This is a genomic window from Methylocaldum gracile (assembly GCF_053646815.1).
In genome coordinates, this window is sequence record NZ_CM132196.1 from 1,622,311 (window position 1) to 1,643,971 (window position 21,661).

Annotated in this window: 21 protein-coding genes, 1 tRNA gene and 1 pseudogene; 5 read left to right on the forward strand and 18 right to left on the reverse strand. The window is 60.5% G+C overall.

The features are described 5' to 3' along the window. From ACWJJK_RS07125 to ACWJJK_RS07190, 14 genes are all read right to left on the reverse strand, one after another. Entirely contained in the window at positions 1–1,209 is a 1,209-nt protein-coding gene (locus ACWJJK_RS07125; protein ID WP_077730638.1) for a beta-ketoacyl-[acyl-carrier-protein] synthase family protein, read from the reverse strand. Positions 1,210–1,250: 41 nt separating this feature from the next. Then, on the reverse strand, positions 1,251–1,520 hold the full coding sequence (locus tag ACWJJK_RS07130; RefSeq protein WP_077730637.1) for an acyl carrier protein: 270 nt from the start codon (positions 1,518–1,520) through the stop codon (positions 1,251–1,253). Between the two features lie 41 nt (positions 1,521–1,561). Continuing rightward, positions 1,562–3,502 carry a thiamine pyrophosphate-dependent enzyme gene (locus ACWJJK_RS07135; RefSeq protein WP_166642544.1) on the reverse strand — a complete coding sequence of 647 codons (1,941 nt, stop codon included), beginning with the start codon at positions 3,500–3,502 and terminating at the stop codon, positions 1,562–1,564. A 2-nt stretch (positions 3,503–3,504) separates the two neighbouring features. Then, positions 3,505–4,368 carry an ACP S-malonyltransferase gene (locus ACWJJK_RS07140; RefSeq protein ID WP_454128790.1) on the reverse strand — a complete coding sequence of 288 codons (864 nt, stop codon included), beginning with the start codon at positions 4,366–4,368 and terminating at the stop codon, positions 3,505–3,507. A gap of 68 nt (positions 4,369–4,436) precedes the next feature. Next, the gene (locus ACWJJK_RS07145; RefSeq protein ID WP_077730634.1) at positions 4,437–5,258 is read right to left on the reverse strand and encodes a 2-oxoacid:acceptor oxidoreductase family protein; all 822 of its coding nucleotides are present in this window, start codon (positions 5,256–5,258) and stop codon (positions 4,437–4,439) included. A 1,049-nt stretch (positions 5,259–6,307) separates the two neighbouring features. Then, on the reverse strand, positions 6,308–6,703 hold the full coding sequence (locus ACWJJK_RS07150; protein ID WP_454128791.1) for a hypothetical protein: 396 nt from the start codon (positions 6,701–6,703) through the stop codon (positions 6,308–6,310). A 474-nt stretch (positions 6,704–7,177) separates the two neighbouring features. Further along, positions 7,178–8,326 carry a Fic family protein gene (locus tag ACWJJK_RS07155; RefSeq protein WP_086133525.1) on the reverse strand — a complete coding sequence of 383 codons (1,149 nt, stop codon included), beginning with the start codon at positions 8,324–8,326 and terminating at the stop codon, positions 7,178–7,180. 44 nt (positions 8,327–8,370) lie between these two features. Further along, on the reverse strand, positions 8,371–9,330 hold the full coding sequence (locus tag ACWJJK_RS07160; protein WP_454128792.1) for a hypothetical protein: 960 nt from the start codon (positions 9,328–9,330) through the stop codon (positions 8,371–8,373). A gap of 50 nt (positions 9,331–9,380) precedes the next feature. After that, the gene (locus tag ACWJJK_RS07165) at positions 9,381–12,419 is read right to left on the reverse strand and encodes a type I restriction endonuclease subunit R (protein WP_454128793.1); all 3,039 of its coding nucleotides are present in this window, start codon (positions 12,417–12,419) and stop codon (positions 9,381–9,383) included. A 144-nt stretch (positions 12,420–12,563) separates the two neighbouring features. After that, complete coding sequence (locus ACWJJK_RS07170) at positions 12,564–13,031, reverse strand: GxxExxY protein (RefSeq protein WP_454128794.1); 468 nt, start codon at positions 13,029–13,031, stop codon at positions 12,564–12,566. After that, positions 13,028–14,266 (reverse strand): restriction endonuclease subunit S, encoded by a 1,239-nt coding sequence (locus ACWJJK_RS07175; protein WP_454128795.1) that lies wholly within the window; start codon positions 14,264–14,266, stop codon positions 13,028–13,030. Before ACWJJK_RS07175 ends, ACWJJK_RS07170 begins: the two co-directional genes overlap by 4 nt. Further along, positions 14,263–15,858 carry a type I restriction-modification system subunit M gene (locus tag ACWJJK_RS07180; protein WP_454128796.1) on the reverse strand — a complete coding sequence of 532 codons (1,596 nt, stop codon included), beginning with the start codon at positions 15,856–15,858 and terminating at the stop codon, positions 14,263–14,265. The genes ACWJJK_RS07175 and ACWJJK_RS07180 overlap by 4 nt, the downstream gene beginning before the upstream one ends. A 54-nt stretch (positions 15,859–15,912) precedes the next feature. Beyond that, the gene (locus tag ACWJJK_RS07185) at positions 15,913–16,245 is read right to left on the reverse strand and encodes an HVO_A0114 family putative DNA-binding protein (RefSeq protein WP_156879840.1); all 333 of its coding nucleotides are present in this window, start codon (positions 16,243–16,245) and stop codon (positions 15,913–15,915) included. A gap of 435 nt (positions 16,246–16,680) precedes the next feature. Beyond that, entirely contained in the window at positions 16,681–16,857 is a 177-nt protein-coding gene (locus ACWJJK_RS07190; RefSeq protein ID WP_454128797.1) for a hypothetical protein, read from the reverse strand. Positions 16,858–16,860: 3 nt separating this feature from the next. Here ACWJJK_RS07190 and ACWJJK_RS07195 point away from each other — a divergent pair, with 3 nt between their 5' ends. The 5 genes and pseudogenes from ACWJJK_RS07195 (at position 16,861) to ACWJJK_RS07215 (ending at position 18,272) form a co-directional block, all read left to right on the forward strand. After that, entirely contained in the window at positions 16,861–17,061 is a 201-nt protein-coding gene (locus tag ACWJJK_RS07195) for a hypothetical protein (RefSeq protein WP_454128798.1), read from the forward strand. Then, positions 17,051–17,215, forward strand: a pseudogene (locus ACWJJK_RS07200) (DUF2924 domain-containing protein); the annotation flags it as partial. The gene ACWJJK_RS07195 and the pseudogene ACWJJK_RS07200, both read left to right, overlap by 11 nt. Before the next feature lie 31 nt (positions 17,216–17,246). Next, positions 17,247–17,633, forward strand: coding sequence for a recombinase family protein (locus ACWJJK_RS07205; RefSeq protein WP_434113358.1), 387 nt, complete (start codon positions 17,247–17,249; stop codon positions 17,631–17,633). Between the two features lie 73 nt (positions 17,634–17,706). Further along, positions 17,707–17,829, forward strand: a complete 123-nt coding sequence (locus ACWJJK_RS07210; RefSeq protein ID WP_454128799.1) for a hypothetical protein — start codon at positions 17,707–17,709, stop codon at positions 17,827–17,829. Continuing rightward, positions 17,826–18,272: a hypothetical protein gene (locus ACWJJK_RS07215; RefSeq protein ID WP_086133532.1), complete on the forward strand. Its 447-nt coding sequence runs from the start codon at positions 17,826–17,828 to the stop codon at positions 18,270–18,272. The genes ACWJJK_RS07210 and ACWJJK_RS07215 overlap by 4 nt, the downstream gene beginning before the upstream one ends. 248 nt (positions 18,273–18,520) lie before the next feature. On the opposite strand, the gene ACWJJK_RS07220 is transcribed toward ACWJJK_RS07215, so the two are convergent. From ACWJJK_RS07220 to ACWJJK_RS07235, 4 genes are all read right to left on the reverse strand, one after another. Then, positions 18,521–18,596 (reverse strand) — tRNA-Ala (locus ACWJJK_RS07220). Between the two features lie 588 nt (positions 18,597–19,184). After that, a complete protein-coding gene (locus ACWJJK_RS07225; protein WP_454128800.1) occupies positions 19,185–19,784 on the reverse strand; it encodes an HD domain-containing protein in 600 nt (199 codons plus the stop codon). Positions 19,785–19,895: 111 nt separating this feature from the next. Further along, on the reverse strand, positions 19,896–20,813 hold the full coding sequence (locus ACWJJK_RS07230; RefSeq protein ID WP_454128801.1) for a threonine ammonia-lyase: 918 nt from the start codon (positions 20,811–20,813) through the stop codon (positions 19,896–19,898). 198 nt (positions 20,814–21,011) lie between these two features. Continuing rightward, the gene (locus tag ACWJJK_RS07235) at positions 21,012–21,575 is read right to left on the reverse strand and encodes a hypothetical protein (protein WP_454128802.1); all 564 of its coding nucleotides are present in this window, start codon (positions 21,573–21,575) and stop codon (positions 21,012–21,014) included. Positions 21,576–21,661: the final 86 nt, after the last annotated feature.

The window sequence follows — 21,661 nt, forward strand, 5'->3', positions numbered from 1 at the left end:
TCACCCTTCATAGCGTCTGAAAATCAAAGAGGTGTTATTGCCGCCGAAGGCCAGGGAATTCGACATGGCGTATTCCATCGCGTGATTGCGGGCCCGATTCGGCACGTAGTCGAGATCGCATTCGGGGTCCGGCGTCTGGTAGTTGAGCGTCGGCGGGGCGAACTGGCCTTGCAGGCTCAGCACCGTCGCGGCGGCTTCGATGGCGCCGGCCGCCGACAGCGTGTGGCCGATCATCGGCTTGATCGTACTCATGCAAAGCCCGTCGGGTTTTTCGCCGAAGACGCGCTTGACCGCGGCGGTTTCCGACTTGTCGTTGAGCTGCGTGCCGGTGCCGTGGGCATTGATGTAGCGTATCTGTTCCGGCTGTACGCTCCCTTTCCGGAGCGCCATATCCATCGCGCGGGCCATGCCGTCCCCTTCGGGATGGGGGGCGGTGATGTGGTTGGCGTCCGAGGTCAGGCCGTAAGAAACGAACTCGGCAAGGATCGGCGCCTTGCGCCGCAAGGCGTAATCCATGTCCTCCAATACCAGTACTGCCGCCGCCTCGCCGAGGACGATACCGTCCCGGTTCAGATCGAACGGCCGACTCAGCGTCGGACTCAAGGCGCCGAGCGCGTTGAAACCGGACAGGGTCACGTAGGAGGCCGCCTCGACTCCGCCGGCGAGCATCACGTCGGCATAGCCCTCGCGGATGAAATCGGCGGCGTAGCCCAAGGCGGTGGCGCCGGACGAGCAGGCCGTCATGATGCTGCTGCGCGGCCCCTGGAAACCGAAATAGGCGGCCACCACATTGCCGGCGTTGTCCGGATTGGTGGTGAGCAACCGGGACGGGCGCCTCGGTTCATGCCGAATGGCGCGGGTCACGTAGGCTTCCGTGTCGGCGACCGCTCCGCCGCTCCCGAGAATAACGCCCGTTCCGGCGCGAACTACCGAATTGGCCGGGAGGCGCGCCGAATCCACGGCTTCCTGGGCGGCGGCCAGGGCATACAGATCGACCGACGAATAGTGCTTTCTCGCGCGGCTTCCGATACCCGCCGGGACCTCGAATCCCTCGATCTTGCCGAGCTGATTCGAGGCGAAGCCCTCGGTGTCGTGCCAGCGGTTCTCCTTCACCCCCGAGCGGCCGAGCCGGAGCGAGGCTTCGAACTGGCTGGCGTTATTGCCGATCGGGCTGACTATCCCTATGCCCGTGATAGCGATGCGTTTCATGGATACTCCCCTGCGGACTTAACCGGTAGCTTGTGGCGAGCTCAGGCTTTTGCCGCGATCAGCTGACCGATGTGGTCGGCCAGAGTGTTGAGGGTACGGAAGTGGGCTTGCACCTCCTCGTCCTGTTTCAGCTTCACGCCGAAGGTCTGTTCCACGCCGAGCACGATGTCGATCACGTCGATGGAGTCGATGTTCCATCCTTCCGGATCGAACAATCCGTCATCGTCGCCCGCATTGATCGCGGCGATATCCATGTTCAGGCGGTCAGCGAAGATGTTTTTCAGTTCGGTCTTGATTTGCTCGTTTTGCATGGCTTTTTTCCTCGTTTGGGGTTAAGAGTGTTAGAAGACAGTCAATGGGTCTCTTTTTCGAACGCGTTCAACAGCTTTCGAATCGGCGGAATCGCGCGGAGCCTTCTGATCACCCGATGCCACGGCACCGGCGCGATCATCCGCGTCAGAACGGAAGACTTGAAGGACAGGGTTCTCGGGATGATGGCGTGCTCGGGACACGACTGCGAACACAATCCGCAGCCGATGCATTCGGTCGAAATGGCCACTGAGTCCAGCCGAGCGGTTTGTCGGTCCCAGGACGGCACGATGGCCGGGCAATCGACCTTCAGGCATTCCCCGCACTGGGTGCAAAGATCGGTTTTGATCGTGTACCGGTAATTGGTCGGCCCTTTCCGCGGCAATCCCTGCACGCAGTCGCCTTTGACCACCATGACGGACAGGCGGTCGGACGCCAGGAAGGCATCCAGGGTGGATTCCAGCTGATCCACGTCCAAGGCATCGACGACGGCGAATTCGGGCACGCCCAGTGCGTGTAACAGGCGCTCCCAATCGTCACGCTTGAGCGGCCGATTGGTGAGCTGGAAGCCGGTCATGGCCGTTCCGGCATTGTCCAGGATTAGGATGGTTCCCGGTATCTTCGCCGTCACGGCGGTCAGTAGCGACGGGATGCCGGAATGAAAGAAGGTCGAATCCCCGATCACGGCGATGCAGGAGCGCGCCGCCTCCGGACCCATGGCGGCAAGGTAGCCCTGCAGGATGCCGAGGCTTGCCCCCATGCACAGATTCGCATGCAGCGCTCCATGGGGTTCCAGCGCACCCAAGGTGTAGCAGCCGATGTCGCCGACCACATAAAGATCGCGCTTGCCCAGCGTATAAAAGATCCCGCGATGAGAGCAGCCGGCGCAAAAACCGGGGGGGCGGGGCGGCAGCGGAAGTCCGGAGTGGCTTTCCGGCGTCGTAACCTGGTGCCGGATCGGGATGACTTTTCGCTTGTGGCCGATCCGTTCCTGCAGACGTTCCGCGATCTCCGGGATGTCCGGACTCTCGAGATGTTTAAGGGAAAATTCGCCGACCCCGTCGAAATGGGGACGCGCGGCGACGTTGACGCCCAGGGCGCGGATGCGCTGTTCCAGGAAGCGGCTCGATTCCTCGACCACCAGAATGCGGTCGCAGCGGGCGGCGAACTCCAGGATCGCTTCTTCATTCAAGGGGTAGCTCATGCCGGCCTTTAAAATCGGCGCCCGCCCCTCGAACAGTTCGCGGACGGCATGATAGGGAAAGCCCGTCACCACGATGCCGTAGGGATATTTTTCCAGGCGTTCGGCCGGCATCAGGGTTTGCATGAACCACCGGCTCCAGTGTCCGTTGGCCAAGCGGTCGATTCTCCGCACCAGATCCTTGTGCCGGGCCGGGACGAATGCCGGCAGCAACAGGTACTTCTCTATCGGGGCGGCGAAGCCCAGATTCGGGAGAACTTGGCGTCTCGCTCCCATCACCGTTCTGGATGTGCCGTAGCAGATCGGGGTCGTAACCCTCACCACGACGGGGACGTCGAACTGCTCGCTGATTTCGAAAGCGAGTCGCGGAAAGATCAGCGCCTCGTCGATATCGGAAGGTTCGAGCACGGGGACGTGCGCCGCCTGGGCAAGCTGCCTGGTGTCCTGCTCGTTCTGCGAGGCCTTGGCGCCCGGATCGTCGCCGACGACGATGACCAGTCCGCCGCGGGTGCCGGTGTAGGCGACGTTGAAGAACGGATCGGCCGCCACGTTCAAGCCCACGTGCTTCATCACCGCCAAGGCGCGCTGCCCGGCATGGGCGGCGCCGATGGCCGCCTCCAGGGCGACCTTCTCGTTGGCCATCCATTGGGTCTTGATTTCGGGAAAGCGCAGGAGGCCTTCCACGACCCCGGTGACCGGCGAGCCGGGATACGAACCCACGAACGCGGCACCCGCTTCCCATGCGCCGCGCGCAACCGCCTCGCAACCGTTGAGAAATGCCATGTTCAAGCCCTCGCTTCGGATCGCTTCGTCTTGCGCAGATGGTCGACGTACCGCACCGGGGTATCCGGGGCGTTCCATCGGGCTATCTGGCTCAATACCCGGCTGGGACCGACTTCCACAAATTCGCGGTAGTGCTCCGAACGGAGATTTCGAACCAGTTGTTGCCACAACACGGTTTGGCATGGCTGGCGCGTAAGCGTGGCGAAAACTTGATCGGCGGACAGCAGCCGCTCGCCGGTGATATGCGACCACAAGGCATGTACCGGCGCAGCCACGGTCAAGCCCAGTTCGGCAGCCCGCGCGGCGACTATTTCGGCGACGCGCCACATGCGGATCGAGTGGAAGGGGATACGGGCATCGATGTCGTCCCGGCGAATCAATGTCCCCTCAAGAGTGCGGCACAGCTGCTCGATGTCTTGTTCGCTCCCGTACACCACGATCTGGTAAGCGCTGTTGATCGCGAGCACTTCCACGGAGAAACGGTGGGCGAGACTATGGGCCCCGATGGGGGTGTTGGTGGTGATGACCGAGATTTTTCCGGTGTTCTCCGCGAATTCGTCCCAAGCGACGCTGAACATCGCCTGAAGCCAACCGAACGACATTTCTTCGGTCAATGAACAGGCAGCCACCGCTGCGGCGTAAAAACCCAGGCTATGGCCGCAACAGCCATAGTTCGCGTCGGGGCTGGATTGCCGTACGACGCGCCACCACAGGAGGTTGAGAGCGTGTATCCGCAGCTGGTGCAGGTTTTCGCGCTCCCGATCGCTAGCTCCGTGCTCGGTACCGAGATCGCAGCCGACCAGCTCGCTCCAAGCGGCCAGGAGCTCTTCCGACCACGGATGGTGAATCCGGAATTTCTCGATCATGCCGGGGTAATCCGCCCCCAAACCTGGAAACATGTAGCAACAAGGCATCGGTCGATTCTCGGTTCTGATTAAACGTTGGCTTCGGCGAGTTCCGCTTCGCCATATTCGGGGTGGACGCAGTCGGATGATTTTTGAGGATTGGAGAGAGGCTTATTGGATGCTTCGCTGTAGAACCGCAGGAAACCCCATTCCATCGCCCGGATGTTCTTGTGCGCGGTACGTGGCGCCAAAGCACCGAAGGCGAGCGTCTTGGCGCGTTGGATGTCGAGGTCGAAGGCGGCGCAGAAGAATCCGAGCATGGCGCTGGATGCATAAACCGCTTCCATGCGCTCGGATAGATGCCATTGCGCCAGGGGAATCAGCACGCAGTGAGCGCCTCGCCCTTCCAGTTCGCGCAGGATTTCCTGCGTGTCGGCGTAGGCGTACTGCTGGAGCCCGCCACAGATGGTTTCGATGCGTACATCGGAAAGAAGGCACCAGGAGCCGGGCCGCAGCCGGTCGCGATACCGAAGCGCCTCAAGGGGTTCCAGGCCGATCAGGATGTCTACGTCCGATACGGCCAGGGACGGCGCGCACACCGAACGACCAGCGATCAGCGTGGCGGCGGTGCTTGCGCGGCGTTGCGCCACACCGCGCTGCTCCGCCGTACACACATGGCAGTACCGGTCGGCGATCAGGTCGCGCAGTCGCCGGGTCAGGTTGGCCACACCTTGTCCGCCGATACCTACCATGAGGATGCGAAGATCCTCTGGCAGTTCGCCGGGATGGAAGCGGTACGCTTCTGCCGTGTTCTCGGGGTCCGATGCCGACTGGCCACGGTCTTCCCACTGGATGAACTTGTTCCAGTCATTCCGAAGGCGCACGGCGGATGGACGTCTCGCTATGCTCATTTCGCATGCTCCTCTTCATATTGAAGTTCGTTTTCGTTCCTCACAATTTCACATCGGGTAAACGCTCCAAGGAGCGGCTAGAGAGTTGTCTCTCCGTCCGTGTGTTCTTGTTGAGGAGTTCTTAGGCGCAAGAGTCTATAGGGTGGGATGTTAATTAAATGTGACATATTCACGCGATAGCACGCGTTGTTGCGCCACGGCCGCCTGTAGGGCTTTTCCAAAGGCAATGCCGATGAGCCTACGCAGGTTGATCAAGACCGGTCGGCGAACGGCGTTGAGGACCGATATGTACAGACAGACACCGTTGGACGTTTTGCCGGTTCCAGGCGAGTGCCTCGTGCGCTAAGTACATTCAGGGAAGTCTTGCGGCATAGACAACCTGCAGGACAACCCCGCCAACCAAGCCAATCTGTCGAGATTCCGCAAATATTTGAGGAATGTACTTAGAGCGTTTTCATCGCGCTCGTACGGCAAAACCGGCTTGACGGAAGTCGTTGGCGCCTTCGGCTCGGGTGAATGGATTCAAGCATTCGTAGGTCGGCAATCCTTTGCCGACGAACCCGTTGGCCCAACGGCACCGTCGGGAAGGGTTGCGGCTAAAGCGACCGTTTGCGATTGGAAGGGCAGCTCTGGCGCTCCCAGAGATGCCGTTTGCGATTGGAAGGGTCGCGACTAAAGTGACCGTTTGCGATTGGGAAGGGATTCCCGACCTACTCGCGAGTTCCCGTACAGTCGGTATGAAAATGCTCTAAAAACAAAAAAGAGCTTCTGAAAGGCCTAGAATCTCTTGCTGAATCCGACATGGCGAAACGAAGTACCGCTGAGGCGCGGAATCGCTTCATGAAAATACGGTAGCGCCACGAAAAATGAGCGATACAGAAGGGAAGGCAAGCGATCGCAGCGTATTGAGTCGCCGCGCCATAGCGGCTTGATATGGCTGTGCGAGTCAAAACGCGGCGAACAGGTAGTCCAGTGCCGGACAGAAACAAGAATGGGTTGACACCGCAACTTGTCAGCAGACTTTCCGCCGGCACTGCGTCTTCGACAGCTTACTTCTGTATGGGAACAGCATTCAAAACGGAAAAGTCCGAGGCTTGAATCTCGGCGACGCCGCTGAGCCTGGTATCGGTCCCTGTGGCAGTGAGCCAGCAGGAATAGGCCAGGTTGCCCTGGATCGGCGCGACAAAAGCGCAATACGTGGCAGGTTGAAGTTCGGCGTCACAAGTGTCGCTAGAGGGAGCGACGGTCTCGTTAGTGTTCGTGAATATCTGGCGTTGCGTGATTGTCACCGGGGACAAGCCGTAATTGAAGATTCGGCAACTGATATTCCCGCCTACAGAGCCGGGACCACCATAGGCCGGACCTCCGGCGAAGATTTCTGCCTGTGCGGTTCCGCAGAAGCCGATCAGACTAGCAAGCGCAGCAAATGTAAGACGAACGTTCATGGCAATCTCCTTTGCTCACTAACGATGGGTCCTATAAAGGGTTGCTTTGGTTAAACTCGGGTGAATTCAATTAGTCAAACGCGGCAACCCTTAGCAAAGCTATCTAAATAGCATCGTTGAGCCGGTCCGTATATCGGTAAGATTACAGCGAAGTTAATTTAATGAATCAGGGACAAAAGCATCTGGCCGGCACCCTGCGAGATCCGCAGAGCCTCAAGTTCTATGCCCTACGAGTCGACCTTTGCAAAATGGCCGATGGAGCGATCCGAATGGGACATCGAATACGCGCGAAGCGTCAATGAGGAAGTGTTGGACGAAATGACGCGTGTGCTTTGACTATGGACCGCGAGTCAAATTACGAAAGCCTGACCGCTTCTTGGCTTCGTGTCATATGGTGGTGGATGGTTGACCGCAGGAATGGTTCCTCGGTCAGCCATTTCGAACCGGTGCAAACTGATGCGAATTCCCGCGTAATCACCGCGACAGCAGCTCGATGTAGGGCTGGTAGCTGTAGCTCCGATTCGTCTTCTGGCCGGTCATTTCCGTCACGATGCCCAGGTCTTCCAGCACCTTGACGGCCGCAGTGGCAGTCGGAAAGCTGGTGTCCAAGCTTTTCCGCACCCGCTCGATGGTGAAGCGCGGCATCATCGGCAGCATTTCGAACAGCCGGTAGCTGGCGGGCCCACCCTTGGGTGCTTCGAGTAGGCGGCGCCGATCCGCCGCGATCAGGCTAGCGATTGCGATGATGCTGCGCTCGGCGTCACTGGCGGCTGTTGCCACGCCTTCGAGGAAGAACGCGACCCAGGACTCCCAGTCGCCCTCGGTGCGGATGATCGACAGGCGCCGGTAATACTCGGCCTGATGTTGCTTCAGGTAGCCGCTCAGGTACATCAGTGGCTCGGGCAACAGGCGCCAGTGTTCGAGCAGCGCTGCAATTAGGAGGCGTCCGATACGGCCATTGCCGTCGAGGAAGGGGTGGATGGTTTCGAACTGGGCATGTGCTAGCGCAATCCTCACCAGAGGCGGGAGCGTGCCAGCCTCGCCGTGAATGAATTGCTCCAGATCGCCCAGCAGACCTGCCACCCGGTCGGCCGGTGGCGGCACGAAAGCCGCGTTGCCCGGCCGAGTGCCGCCGATCCAGTTCTGGGAACGCCGCAGTTCACCGGGCTGCTTGCCGGCACCTCGCACCCCGTCCAGCAGGACACGGTGGGCCTCACACAGGAGGCGCACGCTGATGGGCAGCCGGTTGGGATCGCGCAGGTTGTCCTGCACCAGTCGAAAGGCACGCAGATAGTTGGTGACTTCCTCGACATCGTCCGTGTTGCTGACGGCGAATCCCGCTTCCTCGTCGAACAGGTCGGTCAATGTGGCCTGGGTACCTTCGATTTGCGAGGTGAGCAGGGCCTCCTTGCGGATCGCGCTGTACAGCAGCCAGTCAACTGATGGCACGAGCCCCGACACCCCGGACAGACGGGCGAGCGCCAGCTCTGCCTGATGGTTCAGGTCGGCATACGCCTCAGGCGCTAGCGCAGGCGCGGCGGGCGGCAGGGGATGCGGGACGAAGGCCCGAACCGATTCGCCCAGCGTCGTCGAGATGGCGTAAGTGCCCGTAGTCCGATTCATGGTGAAGACATCTTTAATGCGAGCTTTCTGTATTAAAGCATTCTTTAATACGAAGCGCCAGCATTAAAGCACCCTTTGATCAGAGAGCCTGCCGCCGACTTACCCACCCGAACTGTCAAGGATGCCTTGACGGTTGCCGGGCGGTACTGCTCCAAGAATCGGCTACTTGTCGCGACCGGCCACTGCCGCTTCCGCATCACGTACTGCCTGTCTGCCCAGGCAAACTGGAAGAACTCTTTCATGTCTGGCACCTCTGCCGCGCCGGATTGAGCGGTGCGATTGACCGCCCACGCGCTGTCACAAAGCGAGTCGAGCACATCGCGCAACGCGGCGATCAGGGTAATCAGTGCGTAGATGGCGTACTTGGCGGCAGTGTCCAGTTCCGAGGCTCGGACGTGCAGTGGCGCAACATCCATTCGTTGCTGGTTGAGATCGCTCATCAGGCTGGCTGCGACATTTCCAAACGCAATGCTCGCTATCCGTCCGTTCATCTGCGCGCGTTCGCGTTCTCGCGTCGTGGCCTGCGTTTGCATGATCTGGCTCGCAATCTCGCCCCATCGCGCGATGGGGTCGACCATTGTCTGATGCCTGTGGCCAGTCAACTTGTTGATGTTGGAATAGCGCCCGCCGGGGTGAGCGAAATCGTCAAGAAAGCCCAGGATCACGATTGGCAATGAATCGGATTGAAATCCATCCAGTGCGGTCACGTTGCGCGAAGAGCAGACGGCCTTTGCGGCGTCGAAGAGGGCACGAAGCTTGTGTCCATAGCCCTCGACAGTTTTGCTGTCGGGAGGAACCAACTGGTTGCGCGCCATATGGTCGAGGATCAAGACCAGCTTCAACACCCGCTCAAACCCGATCGATAGTTCGAAGAAGGCCGAATAGAACAGTCCCTTCTTGTCCCCCAGATTGGCGCGACGCAGGGCCGTCAGGCCATTGCAGAGGCAGGCTTGGGCCAGCAGCCCCTCCTGTTCCAAGAGGTACCATGTCGGGCTGAACAGCATTAAGCCCCCTCCCTCTCGTTGCACGTCGCTGAGCCGAAATCCATAGGCAATTAACTCACCAGCCCGAAATACCGCTCGAAGAAGGCGGCCAGTTTGTCCAGCACGGTCTGCTTCTTGCGCCCGTGGCCGTTATCCTTCGAGAAGCGTGACACCGGCGGCAGTATCTTGGTGATGGCGGTGCCGGCGGTCGGGATGGCGCCGTCGCGGAAGGCGTTGTCGATGAAGGCACGGGCTTCCTTGGCGTTCAGGTTCTCGTCCTGGATAATGCGCTCCAGTTCCTCGGCCTTTTTGGCCACCACAAAGGCCTGCCACTGGGCATCCACCTTGCCCTTGGTGGACACGGCTTCCACGAATTGCTCGATGAGGTCCTTCTTGTTGCGCAAACTCGGGCTGGCATTCACGGCGCGCTCGATATTGGCGCGGATTTCCTTGTCCTCGCCCGTGCCTTTTTTCTTCAGGTACTGCTCCACCAGCATCAGGATGTAATCGACGTTGATCTCGACCTGTTTGATCAGCTCGATCTCGAACACCACGTCGTCGTTGATGCTTTCCTTCTCGGCCTCCGAGGCGCTGCGGAACTCGGCGTACAGGTTGAGATACAGGCTCTGGTAATCCTGGAAGTCGCGTTGGCTCAAGATTTCGTTGCCTGCGAAATCGTCGAATGCCGTGAGAATATTTTTCAGTCGCAAGATCGAGCCAAAGAGCTTGATAAACGCCTTCTGTGCCGCTTCGCCGACGATGGCCTGGCCGAGCGGAAATTTCTCAATCAACTCCTCGATCCGCTTCTGGTACTCCTTGTAGTACTCGGCGTAAGGCTTCAACAGCACGATGCCCTTGGCGTCCTTGTTGCCGAACAGGGCCAGGGCATCGTTGGTGGCGTCCTCCAGGTTGCGGAAGGAGACGATGTTGCCGTAGGTCTTGACCGAGTTGAGGATGCGGTTGGTGCGTGAATAGGCCTGGATCAGGCCGTGGGCCTTCAGGTTCTTGTCCACCCATAGGGTATTCAGCGTGGTGGCATCGAAGCCGGTCAGGAACATGTTGACCACGATCACCAAATCCAGCTCGCGGGTCTTCAGGCGTTGGGACAGATCCTTGTAGTAGTTCTGGAACTTGTCGGCGGAGGTGTCGAAGCTGGTGCCGAACAGGGCGTTGTAGTCCTGTATCGCGGCCTCCAGGAAATCGCGCGCGCTCTGGTCCAGCCCCTCGGTTTCGAATTCCTCTTCGCCCAGCAGGCCATCGGGATCGTCCTCGTTGGCGGCGAAGCTGTAGATCAGACCGACCTTCAACTGTTGCGCTGCCGGCAAGGCCGCCTGCTGGGCCTTGAATTCACTGTAGTAGCGCCGGGCGGCGTCGATGCTTGCGGTGGCGAACAGCGAATTGAACCCGGCCAGCCGCTTGCCGTGCATCTTGTAAGAGGCGGCGCGCTTGGTCTTCTGGTCGAAGTGCTCGCGTATGTAACCGACAATCTGGCCGATGCGCTCCGGCGCCAGCAGTGCCCGCTCGGTGTCGATGGCGGGCACCTGCTTGTCCTTGATGTGATCGGAGGTCTTGATGGTGTTGATGTAATCGATGCGAAACGGCAACACGTTCTTGTCGTTGATGGCATCGACAATGGTGTAGGTGTGCAGCTTGTCGCCAAAGGCCTGCGCGGTGGTGCGGCGCAGCGGGTTGCCGCCGCTGCCCGCGTTTTCCGCAAAGATCGGCGTGCCGGTGAAACCGAACAGGTGATAGCGCTTGAACACCCGGGTAATCTCGGCGTGCATGTCGCCGAACTGGCTGCGGTGGCACTCGTCGAAAATCACCACCACATGCTGGTCATAGACCGGGTGCTTTCTGTTGTTGGCCACGAAGCGGGACAGCTTCTGTATGGTGGTGATGATGATGCGGGCGTTGGGGTCTTCCAGCTGCTTCTGCAGCACGGCGGTGGAGGTGTTGGAGTTGGCCGCGCCCTTCTCGAAGCGCTCGTATTCGCGCATGGTCTGGTAGTCCAGATCCTTGCGGTCCACCACGAACAGCACCTTGTCGATGCCGGCCAAGCCGCGCGCCAGTTGCGCCGCCTTGAAGCTGGTCAGCGTCTTGCCGCTGCCGGTGGTGTGCCAGATATAACCGCCCGCCGCCACGCTGCCGAGCTGCCGGTGATTGGTGCTGGTGGCGATGCGCTGCAGGATCTGCTCGGCGGCGACGATCTGATAGGGCCGCATCACCAGCAGCTTGCGATCCACGTCGAACACGCAGTAGCGGGTGAGCACATTCAGCAGCGAGTGCTTGGCGAAAAAGGTTTTGGTAAAGCCGTCCAGTTCGGTGATGGGCCGGTTCTTGGCATCGGCCCACCAGCTGGTAAAGGCGAAGCTGTTGGAAGTCTTGCTCCTGCTGCGTTTGCTGCGCTGTTCGGCCAGGTGGCCGTCGCGCACCGTATTGCTGTAGTACTTGGTCAGGGTGCCGTTGCTGATTACGAACAACTGCACATACTCGAACAGGCCCGATCCGGCCCAGAAGCTGTCGCGCTGGTAGCGGTTGATCTGGTTGAAGGCCTCGCGGATGTCCACGCCCCGGCGCTTGAGTTCCACATGCACCATGGGCAGGCCGTTGACGAGGATGGTCACGTCGTAGCGGTTGGCGCGGGGACGCTCCGTCGCACCGCCGATGACCTCGTACTGGTTGATCACCTGCAGGCGGTTGTTGTGGATGTTCTGCTTGTCGATCAGGTAGATGTTCTTGGTGCTGCCGTCGTCGCGCTTGAGCAATTGCACATGGTCTTCCTGGATGCGCGCGGTTTTCTCGACGATGCCGTCATTGGCCCCGGCGATGCAGTTGCTGAAAAAGCGTTGCCACTCGGCATCGGAAAAGCTGACCTTGTTAAGGGCTTCCAGCTGCAGGCGCAGGTTGACCACCAGCGCCGCTTCGGAGGTCAGGGCCAAGTAGTCGTAGGCCTGCTTCTGCAACTGGGCGATAAAGTCCCGTTCCAGCGCCGCCTCGCTCTGGTAGCTTGCCTCGCGCACGCCCTGCTCGGGCACGAACTCCGCCACCACCGTGCTCTCGCTGGAGAGCGCAATGGGTTCGTAGCGATGGGGCTTGAGGTCTTCGCTCATGATTCCGTCTCGGGCTTTTGGTGCACGCGAAGGCGCAGAAAAAGACATCGTTCACGCGAAGACGCGAAGGCGCGAAGAGAGACATCTATCTTCGTTTTAAAAAGTCCCTGGCTACGGCAAATCAGCCCGATCAAAACCCGTTCGTTATTCATTCCGTTTTACCCTTAGCGCCTTCGCGGCTTCGCGTGAGACAAAGTTTTCCGAATGATTGTTGACGACTCGCTTCAAGCCGTCTTTCAGTAAAGGCGCGCCGAAGTTGATGAGCAGGCCAAGCGGCAAGTCCATCAGTCTCAGGTAGGTCAGCAGTTGCTTGGGATGCACCGGGTGAATGTTTTCGACCGACTTCAGCTCAACGATCAACTGACCATCCACCAGCAAATCCAACCGGAAACCCTCATCGAGCCGGATGTCCTGATAATCGATGGGGACAGGTTTCTGTCTCTCTACTCGTAACCCTCGCTGTTCAAGCATGCGGGCCAGCACCGCCTCATAAACGGACTCCAGCAGACCCGGCCCCAAGTCCCGATGAAGCTGCAACGCGGTATCAACCACCATCGAGGCGACTTCCTCGACATCCCTTCGCGACTTCGCGCCTTCGCGTGAGTCCCTCATGCGGCCTCCCTGAAGCTCAGCAGCCGGTCGCGGTAGTGCTCGTACTGCTGGCGACGGGCCTTGATCTCGGCGGGCAGACCGCTGGAGAGGTCGTTTACCAGCGCGTCGAATTTATCCAAGATGGCGACGATACGGGCCTGTTCTTCCAGGGGTGGGATGGGAATCGGATAACTCTTGATGAGCCCAGAGTTCAAGTCGGCACGAGCGCCCTGACCATAAGCCTTGAGCCGCTCATATTCATTGCTTACCCAATGAAATACGTATCGGTAGTTGGCCTGTGCCGGGTCAATCTCCAAATTGCAGCAGTGTTGATTGGTGGTCAGCGGAATCTTATTGATTGCAGACCTGGCAGCAGTCGCGCCTGATATGGCCACGATTACGCAGTTGGCCGGAATCCACTTTGCTGCTGATTCTTTCAGGCCCTTCTCGGTGATCTTGATTTCCGTATCGTGAATATCCGTATACCTGACTTCCTGAGTACGTAGCCAAGGAATATCGCCACCGTAGTAATCCGGGCGAGTCGACAGCGGTGTTCCGCCAGACGAAACCGATTTACATATCTCACCCAAGGTCGCCCACCTTACCCTTGCTTGCTTGCTTGCGCCGCTCATGCGCTCATCGAAGCTGAGCAGCGCGTCGCGGTAGTACTGGTACTGCCGCCGACGCGCCTCCAGCTCCGCCTCCAGCTCCGCCTCCAGCATGGTGAAGGTGTCCAGCACCTTCACGATCTCGCGCTGCACTTCGAGAGGTGGTATGGGAATTCTGATCTTTGCAAGGCTCTTGGCTGAAACGTCTATGACCTTCGTGCCGGTCGCGTGCTTCTTCTTCTCGGCGAAGAAACGCGGTGTTTGCAAGTAGTAGGAAAGGTACTTCGCGTCTTGGCTGTGCTTCAGCACCGTGGCATGCCCGCCAGTGACAATCTGGGCGTCGCCAAGCCAGGCCACAGCCTTGCAAACGTCCTCTATGTTCTCACTTGTGTTTGTGATGACCAGATCGCCGGGATCGACCTTGGCAAGTTTCTTCGCCTTTTCTACAGAAATGAACGACTTCGTTTCCGTCGTCCAGATACCGTAATCGGTGTAAATCTGACCGTAGTGGATGCAACCTACTCCTGATTCTACGAAGTCAGATTTCGGCATCCCATTACCACGAACCAGGTCACCAAAATCACCGATGGCTTTGAACTCCACGCCCTCCGGGCACAAACGCGCGAGGAGATCATTAATTCTGCTCATGCCTTCGCTCCTTCCAGATCCGCCACGATGGCATCGATGGCGGTGCGCAGTTCCGCCTGCCGCGCGACGATGCGGGCGATCTCGGCATTGAGGGTTTTGATATCCACCGCCTCGCGGGTGTCCTGCTGCTCCACATAGCTGGAGACGGCGATGTTGTAGCCGTTCTCGGCGATGGCGCTGTTCTCCACCAGCCGCGCGAAGTGGTCGATGTTCTCGCGCCGGGTGAAGGCATCGAGAACCTTCTGCTGATGCGCCTCGGTGAGCTTGTTCTTGTTGCCGCTGCGGGTGAATTCGCTTGATGCGTCGATGAACAGAGTGGCGTTGTCGCGCTTGGATTTCTTCAGCACGATGATGCAGGTGGCGATGGTGGTGCCGAAGAACAGGTCCGGCGGCAACTGGATCACCGCGTCCACGTAGTTGTTGTCGATCAGGTACTTTCGAATCTTGGCTTCCGCGCCGCCGCGATAGAGCACGCCGGGAAATTCGACGATGGCGGCGGTGCCGTTCACCGCCAGCCAGCTCAGGATGTGCAGGGTGAAGGCGAGATCGGCCTTGCTCTTGGGCGCCAGCACGCCGGCCGGGGCGAAGCGCGGATCGTTGATCAGGAGCGGGTTGGCGTCGCCGTCCCATTTGATCGAATAGGGCGGATTGGAGACGATGGCCTCGAAGGGCTCGTCGTCCCAGTGCTGCGGGTCGGTGAGCGTGTCACCGTGGGCGATGTCGAATTTCTCGTAGTTGATGTCGTGCAGGAACATGTTGATGCGGCACAGGTTGTAGGTGGTGAGGTTCACCTCCTGCCCATAGAAGCCCTGGCGCACCTTGTCCGGCCCCAGCACCTTGGCGAATTTCAGCAGCAGCGAACCGGAGCCGCAGGCCGGGTCGTAGACCTTGTTGACCTCGGTCTTGCCCACCACGGTGAGGCGGGCCAGCAGTTCGGAGACTTCCTGCGGGGTGTAGAACTCGCCGCCGGACTTGCCGGCGGTGGAGGCGTACATCTGCATCAGGTATTCGTAGGCGTCGCCGAACAGGTCGATGCTGTGGTGGGAGAAACGGCCACTGCCGTTGTTGCTGGCGCTGCCAAGAGGCAAGTCGCCGATGGCATCCAAAAGCTTGACCAGCTTTTCGTTGCGCCTGGCCACGGTGGGTCCGAGCTTGCTGCTGTTCACATCCAGGTCGTCGAACAGGCCCTTGAAGTCGTCTTCGCTGTCCGAACCCTTGGCGGAGGCCTCGATGTCGACAAAGATGCGCGAGAGGGTTTCGTTGAGGTTGGCATCCTGCCGGGCCCTGGCGCGCACATTGGCGAACAGCTCCGAGGGCAGGATGTAGAAGCCCTTTTCCTTCACCGTCTCCAAACGGCCGAATTCGGCATCTTTGTCGCTGAGGGTCGCGTAGTCGAAATCCTTGTGGCCGGCGCGGCGCTCCTGTTCATTGAGATAGCCGGTGAGGTTCTCGGAGATGAAGCGGTAGAACAACATGCCGAGCACGTAGCTCTTGAAGTCCCAGCCGTCGACGCTGCCGCGCAGGTCGTTGGCGATGCGCCAGATGGTCTTGTGCAGTTCGGCGCGTTCGGTTTCTTTGGTGTTGTTCGTCATTCGGGCCTTCTGCCAGTCGATTGCGTGCTGTTGTTGGTTATTGGGCGCGCCGGATCAATCCAGCACGACCAGAAATTCGGTGGCCAGCGCCTCCGGGCGCACGGCGCGGGTATCCGGGCTGCGGTGCAGCTTGACCAGGCCGTAACCCTCCAGATTGCGCAGCGTGCGCGACAGATTGCTGGCCGCGCGGCCGGAGAGTTCAGCCAGTTCCAGTACCGTGCGGGGCTGCTTCTCCTGCATCAGGCGCAGCAGTGCCCGGTTCTCGTCCGACAGCACGCCGGCCAGCTGGCGCCATGACGCGAACCAGACCGTGGGCGTGGGCGCTTCGCTGTGGCTGGAAGCCTGGTGGGCCCGTTTATCCGAGCGGATGCCGACGACCGTGCGCATGAATGCTCTCCCCCTGTGTGCCGTTGATGCTATCACGCGAGCATCGTATCGGACAGCCGCAGCCTCGAATTTATTCCGGGCCTGCACAAATCCGCCGGGAGCGGATTTGGACAGCCGGAGGCTGGCCGCGAAGCGGCAGGCCCCAGGGACGGGGCCTGCAAACCTCGGTTTGCACCCTGACGGTGGAGGGGCAGCGCGCTCGCGCCCCCCGTATGCGAATCCGGCCAGGAAGGACCCGTATGCTTGGACGAGACATCGTTCCCATGCCCGGCCAGCCATTGGCATCGAGGGAGGTGAGCATTCCCGATGCTCACCCACTCTCTTTAGAGAGGAAACGCCGGGAACCGGAAAAGTGGCGCCGTTGCCGGGCTTGCGCGTTCCCACCCCGGTCCGGGAACGTTTGTGGCCGGGAACGGATGCTTGCTCCGGGGATGCTCACGCCTGACCCGGCTGGCTCGCGTTCGCGCGCTTCAGATGCCCGGTGACGAAGGGGGCCTCGCCGCTGGTCATGGGGCCATCGGGCACGTCGAGCCACTTCACCAGCTTCGAGCCATCGGCCATGGCCATGACCAGTTCCTCCCGGTCGAGCAGCGTGCCGACCCGTTCGGCCAACCGGTGCTTGCCGATGGCGGCCTTGAGTGCGGGCAGCAGATCGACGTCGGTCTGGCGGGCGCGGATCTGGGTGCGCAGGGCATCGTCGCCGAGATCGAACTGCAGGAGCAGTTGCCGGCCTTCATCGGCGTGATCGCCCGGGGCGGCACGGCGCCCAGCATTCCAAGATTCGCGTACCCGGACGCGGCGTGGAATGCCACCTGATGCCCGGCACAGTGACTGGTGCGCGAATGGGACGAGTGAGCACCGCGTCACCGTGACGGCCGATGGTCTCTACGAGCTGAACGGCCAGCGCTTCAAGAGCCTGTCCGCGGCGGCGCGTCACATCACCGGCACGCAGTGGTCGGGGCCGAAGTTCTTCGGGCTCAAGCCGGGCAAGGGAGGCAGCGATGAGTGCAGCCATCCAGGCCTCGCCCAAACGCTGCGCGGTCTACTGCCGGGTCTCCAGCGACGAATGCCTCGACCAGTCCTTCAACTCCATCGACGCGCAGAAGGAGGCCGGCCATGCCTTCATCAAGAGCCAGCCCCACGAGGGCTGGATCGCGGTGGCGGACGACTACGATGACGGCGCCTTCTCCGGCGGCAACATGGAGCGGCCCGCGCTCAAGCGCCTGCTGGCCGACATCGAAGCGAGCCGCATCGACATCGTGGTGGTCTCATCCGCGACAAGATCGCCGCCAGCAAGGCCAAGGGCATGTGGATGGGCGGGCCGCTGCCGCTGGGTTACGACGCGCAGAACCGCCTGCTGGTCATCAACGAGGCGGAAGCGACGGTAGTGCGGCGCATCTTTGCGGACTTTGCCCGCGCCCGCTCGACCACCCACATGGTGCGCAACTACTGATCGAGCGCGTGCAGATCGGCGACGACGGGCTGGAGATCCTCTGGCGCGACGCCGGCTGGGCTGAACTGATCGAGGAGCTGCGTCCCGGCAGCATCGGTGCGGAACTCGCGGAAGTGGAGATGATGGTATGACGCGGATTCGGCAGACAGGCGAGGCGACAATCCAGAACCGCATCGACGGCGATGCGGTGAAGCTGTCCACATTCATCCCGCTCAAGATCCGCAAGCGCGGCGTGCGCAAGGTGGTGATCCGCCCGGACGGGGAGAGCACACGACCCTCCAGCCGCAGCCAGCACGACAACCCGCTGCTGGTGGCGCTGGCGCGGGCCTTCTACTGGCAACAGCTGCTCGACGACGGCGTAGTGGTCAGCGGCACCGATATCGCCCAGCGTGAGGGACTGCATCACTCAACCGTGAACGAACTGCTGCGCCTGACCTTCCTGGAACCCGCCATCATCCAGGCCATTCTGGCTGGCAAGCAGCCGCGCTGCATGAGCCTGATCTGGTTCCAGCGCAACCCCCTGCCGCAGGACTGGATCGAGCAGCGGCGGGTGATCGACGGGTTCGATGCGTAGCGGTTTCTCGGCAAATCGGTGGCCATGGTTGACCGCAGAAAGGCCGCGCCAAACCCGCGAAATCACTGGTCTCTGCGCCGCGACTACCCGCAGGGCAAACAGAGAAAAGAGACTGGGCTGGCAGGAAAATGGGGCGTTTCGGGGCATCTGGGCGCGTTTGCACCCGCAGGGCATTCGCCCGGAATCCCGCGCCATGTGGGGATTTCAGGCAAGAAAAAGGGCCTGGAGACTATCCAGGCCCTGGGTATTGGTGGACCGGAGGAGGATCGAACTCCCGACCTCTGCATTGCGAACGCAGCGCTCTCCCAGCTGAGCTACCGGCCCAAGTGCAAAAAAGACAAGGCTAATCGTTAAATACAATACTCCTTCGACATCCTTCTTTTCAACCTTGCTGCACGACTCCGGCTCACCGGTTGCTCTCGGCCGGAGACGAACGTGCTGATCGTGGGCATTGGTCAAACAAGAAAAGCATGTCTTTTGCCCATTGATCAATAGCCAGAGCATTTTCATACCTAGTGTACGGGTACTCGCGCGTAGGTCGGGAATCCCTTCCCAATCGCAAACGGTCATCCGGGGAGCACCCGAATGACCCTTCCAATCGCAAACGGTCATCCGGGGAGCACCCGAATGACCCTTCCAATCGCAAACGGTCGCTTTAGCCGCAACCCTTCCCGACGGTGCCGTTGGGCCAACGGGTTCGTCGGCAAAGGATTGCCGACCTACGAAAGCTTGAGTCGATCTACCCTGGCCGAAGGTACCAACGACTCCTGCCAGGCCGGTTTTGCCGTACGAGCGAGATGAAAACGCTCTAAGTGCCTATCTCAGTAGGCCGTTCGCCCTGAGCCCTTCGACTCCGCTCAGGACAGGCCGGTCGAAGGGTTTCGGGGACCTACTGGGATAGGCTCAAAATCGCTATTCTTTGCCCGGAAGCAGATAATCCCGCTCCACCGCCTCGTCGATTAGTCCTCGGGCATAGTCCCATAGCGCGGTGGAACCGGCGGCGATGCGGGCATTGGCCGCCAGCACCTGGTCCGCGGTGACGCCATGGTGCCGCCAGGCGCGGCCTTCGGTCAGGAAGTTGTGCAACAAAGGCATGAGTCGATCTAGAGACGCCGCAAAGCGGGCTTCGGTCGTCTCGCCCATTTCAAACTCTTCCCACAGCGCCCGCAGTTCCGCCGCCTGATCGTCCGGCAACATCCCATAAATCCGTTCGGCCGCCTGCCGTTCCCGTTCGGGCTTGCTGACGTTTCCCGCGACATCGTAGATCAGAACGTCGCCGGCATCGATTTCGACCACGTCATGGAGCAGCAGCAGCTTGACGACCCGCGCGAGGTCGAGGCCCATGTCGGCGTTGGCGTGCTCGGCGAGCACCAAGGCCATCAGCGCGACATGCCAGCTGTGCTCCGCCGAATTCTCCCGGCGCGAGCCGTCCGCCAGCCAGGACTGGCGAACGATGGTCTTGAGTTTGTCCAACTCGACGATGAAGCCGATTTGCCGTTTCAGTCTGTCCATGGGGAATCTCTACAAGGGGATTGATGGAGGATCGTAGGATGGGTAGAGCGGAGCGAAACCCATCGGAATCGAAAGCCTCGCAATGATGGGTTTCGCTCCGCTCTACCCATCCTACCGCAGCAACGTCCGATAAAGCTCCCCATCCACATTCCCGCCGCTGATCACACAACAGACCGACTGTCCGCGGAAGCGTTCCGGTTCGGTCAGCAGAGCGGCCACGGCGAGGGCGCCGGTAGGTTCGGCCTTGAGATTGGCGAGTTCGAACAACAGCTTGACGCCCTGGGCAATCGAGGCTTCCGGTACCTCGACGATGCCGGCAAGTCCCGTATGCAAAATTTCCCAGTTGCGCCGGCCCAGGCTCAGGGTGCGCGCGCCGTCGGCGAGGGTTTGCGGTTCGGATTCGTTAACCACGATGCGCCCGGCTCTCAGAGAGCGTGCGGCATCGTTGCCCAGCAGCGGTTCCGCGCCGATCACGGGCGTCGATCGGCCGGCGCGATGCAGTCCCGTGATCAGACCGGCAGCGAGGCCGCCACCGCCCACGGGCGCGACGACCGCGTCGAATAGGTCGCCCAGAGCGGCAATTTCCTCTCCCAGGCTGGCATTGCCTTCGATTACCAACGGATCATCGTAGGCGCTGGCAACATAGGCATCGGGGCAGTCTGCGGCGAGTTCCGCCAGCCGTTCGGCCCGGCTTTTCACGCTTGTGTCCACTTCGTCTATCGTACCCCCGTATTCCCGCACCGCGTCCATTTTGACCCTGGCCGAAGTCGCCGGCATGACCACCCGGCAGGACTTGCCTAGCAGCCCGCAGGCATAGGCCAGCGCCTGTCCGAAGTTGCCGGACGACGCGGCGATGATCTGCCGTTGAGGGACTTTCGAAGCAAGATGGTAGGCGGCGCGGAACTTGAAACTGCCGGTGTGCTGGAAGGTTTCGCTGACCAGGGTAAGGTTCGCACCGACTCTTCGGGAGAGACGCGGCGCTGCGATTACGGACGTGGGATGCAGGACTGCGTTGAGGGATTGCGGCATCGTGGATACGTATTTGATTCAGGGCTTGGAATGATCTGCGGACCGGTCTGTTTGCCTTCGGTTCGTAACGCGTCGCCCCATCGCGCTGTGTCGCGATGGAAACGTTTCGACGGCACCCTAGACCTATCGCAGTAGACCGTTCGCCCTGAGCCTGTCTAAGGGCCTATCGTGAACCTGTCGAACTGTCTCTGATCGGTTCTAAGGCGACCGCTTCAAACTCGTCATCTGCTGCAGTGCTTCCCGGTGACCGAGCCGGCTTTGGCGCAAATTGACATACCATTGGCAATAGGCGCCGTAATTGCCGACCACACTGGCCTTGGCCACATCGGTCATGCCATCCAGCAGGGTCAGGAGAGATTCGCGGATATTCTGCTCTGCCAGCAGGTCCCGTGTTTGTACGGTTCGGTTGGCGACCATCCGTCGGTCTTCCTGCGTGAGCTTGGCGAGGAGTTTGATGCGTTGCTCGTATGCCGCCACGTCGCCGGGCGTCGGCCGATAGGAAGAGTCGTCGCGGTGTTCCTGAAGTGCCAGCCATTCGGCTGCGACATCCTTCTCCGCCAGGTTCAGGAATTTTGCTTTGCGCAACTCTGCCAGTCGGTCGGAGCGCGTCAATGGCGATTCGACAGCGGCGGGGATGTTCTGGCTAGAGGAAGAATCCGGACTGTCGCATCCGGCTGCGACGATGACAAGGCCCATGGCGATCACCGGGTTGCTGAGCTCCCGGTGCGGCTTCGTACCGCGAAAGGGTTTTGATTGAGTCACCGGCTACTCCGAAAAGTTGGCGTCAGATCAGAGCGAAAAGGTTACCACGGCGAGCGCGAAATCCTGGTGCGGAAGGCATCGGGAAT

What these genes read in the sequence shown, in the direction of transcription:
- ACWJJK_RS07150 (WP_454128791.1), bottom strand. Translation starts at nt 6,703, where the DNA reads ATGAACGTTCGTCTTACATTTGCTGCGCTTGCTAGTCTGATCGGCTTC.
- ACWJJK_RS07165 (WP_454128793.1), bottom strand. Translation starts at nt 12,419, where the DNA reads ATGAGCGAAGACCTCAAGCCCCATCGCTACGAACCCATTGCGCTCTCC.
- ACWJJK_RS07130 (WP_077730637.1), bottom strand. Translation starts at nt 1,520, where the DNA reads ATGCAAAACGAGCAAATCAAGACCGAACTGAAAAACATCTTCGCTGAC.
- ACWJJK_RS07135 (WP_166642544.1), bottom strand. Translation starts at nt 3,502, where the DNA reads ATGGCATTTCTCAACGGTTGCGAGGCGGTTGCGCGCGGCGCATGGGAA.
- ACWJJK_RS07230 (WP_454128801.1), bottom strand. Translation starts at nt 20,813, where the DNA reads ATGCCGCAATCCCTCAACGCAGTCCTGCATCCCACGTCCGTAATCGCA.
- ACWJJK_RS07155 (WP_086133525.1), bottom strand. Translation starts at nt 8,326, where the DNA reads ATGAATCGGACTACGGGCACTTACGCCATCTCGACGACGCTGGGCGAA.
- ACWJJK_RS07185 (WP_156879840.1), bottom strand. Translation starts at nt 16,245, where the DNA reads ATGCGCACGGTCGTCGGCATCCGCTCGGATAAACGGGCCCACCAGGCT.
- ACWJJK_RS07170 (WP_454128794.1), bottom strand. Translation starts at nt 13,031, where the DNA reads ATGAGGGACTCACGCGAAGGCGCGAAGTCGCGAAGGGATGTCGAGGAA.
- ACWJJK_RS07145 (WP_077730634.1), bottom strand. Translation starts at nt 5,258, where the DNA reads ATGAGCATAGCGAGACGTCCATCCGCCGTGCGCCTTCGGAATGACTGG.
- ACWJJK_RS07225 (WP_454128800.1), bottom strand. Translation starts at nt 19,784, where the DNA reads ATGGACAGACTGAAACGGCAAATCGGCTTCATCGTCGAGTTGGACAAA.
- ACWJJK_RS07180 (WP_454128796.1), bottom strand. Translation starts at nt 15,858, where the DNA reads ATGACGAACAACACCAAAGAAACCGAACGCGCCGAACTGCACAAGACC.
- ACWJJK_RS07125 (WP_077730638.1), bottom strand. Translation starts at nt 1,209, where the DNA reads ATGAAACGCATCGCTATCACGGGCATAGGGATAGTCAGCCCGATCGGC.
- ACWJJK_RS07215 (WP_086133532.1), top strand. Translation starts at nt 17,826, where the DNA reads ATGACGCGGATTCGGCAGACAGGCGAGGCGACAATCCAGAACCGCATC.
- ACWJJK_RS07140 (WP_454128790.1), bottom strand. Translation starts at nt 4,368, where the DNA reads ATGATCGAGAAATTCCGGATTCACCATCCGTGGTCGGAAGAGCTCCTG.
- ACWJJK_RS07160 (WP_454128792.1), bottom strand. Translation starts at nt 9,330, where the DNA reads ATGCTGTTCAGCCCGACATGGTACCTCTTGGAACAGGAGGGGCTGCTG.
- ACWJJK_RS07175 (WP_454128795.1), bottom strand. Translation starts at nt 14,266, where the DNA reads ATGAGCAGAATTAATGATCTCCTCGCGCGTTTGTGCCCGGAGGGCGTG.
- ACWJJK_RS07205 (WP_434113358.1), top strand. Translation starts at nt 17,247, where the DNA reads ATGAGTGCAGCCATCCAGGCCTCGCCCAAACGCTGCGCGGTCTACTGC.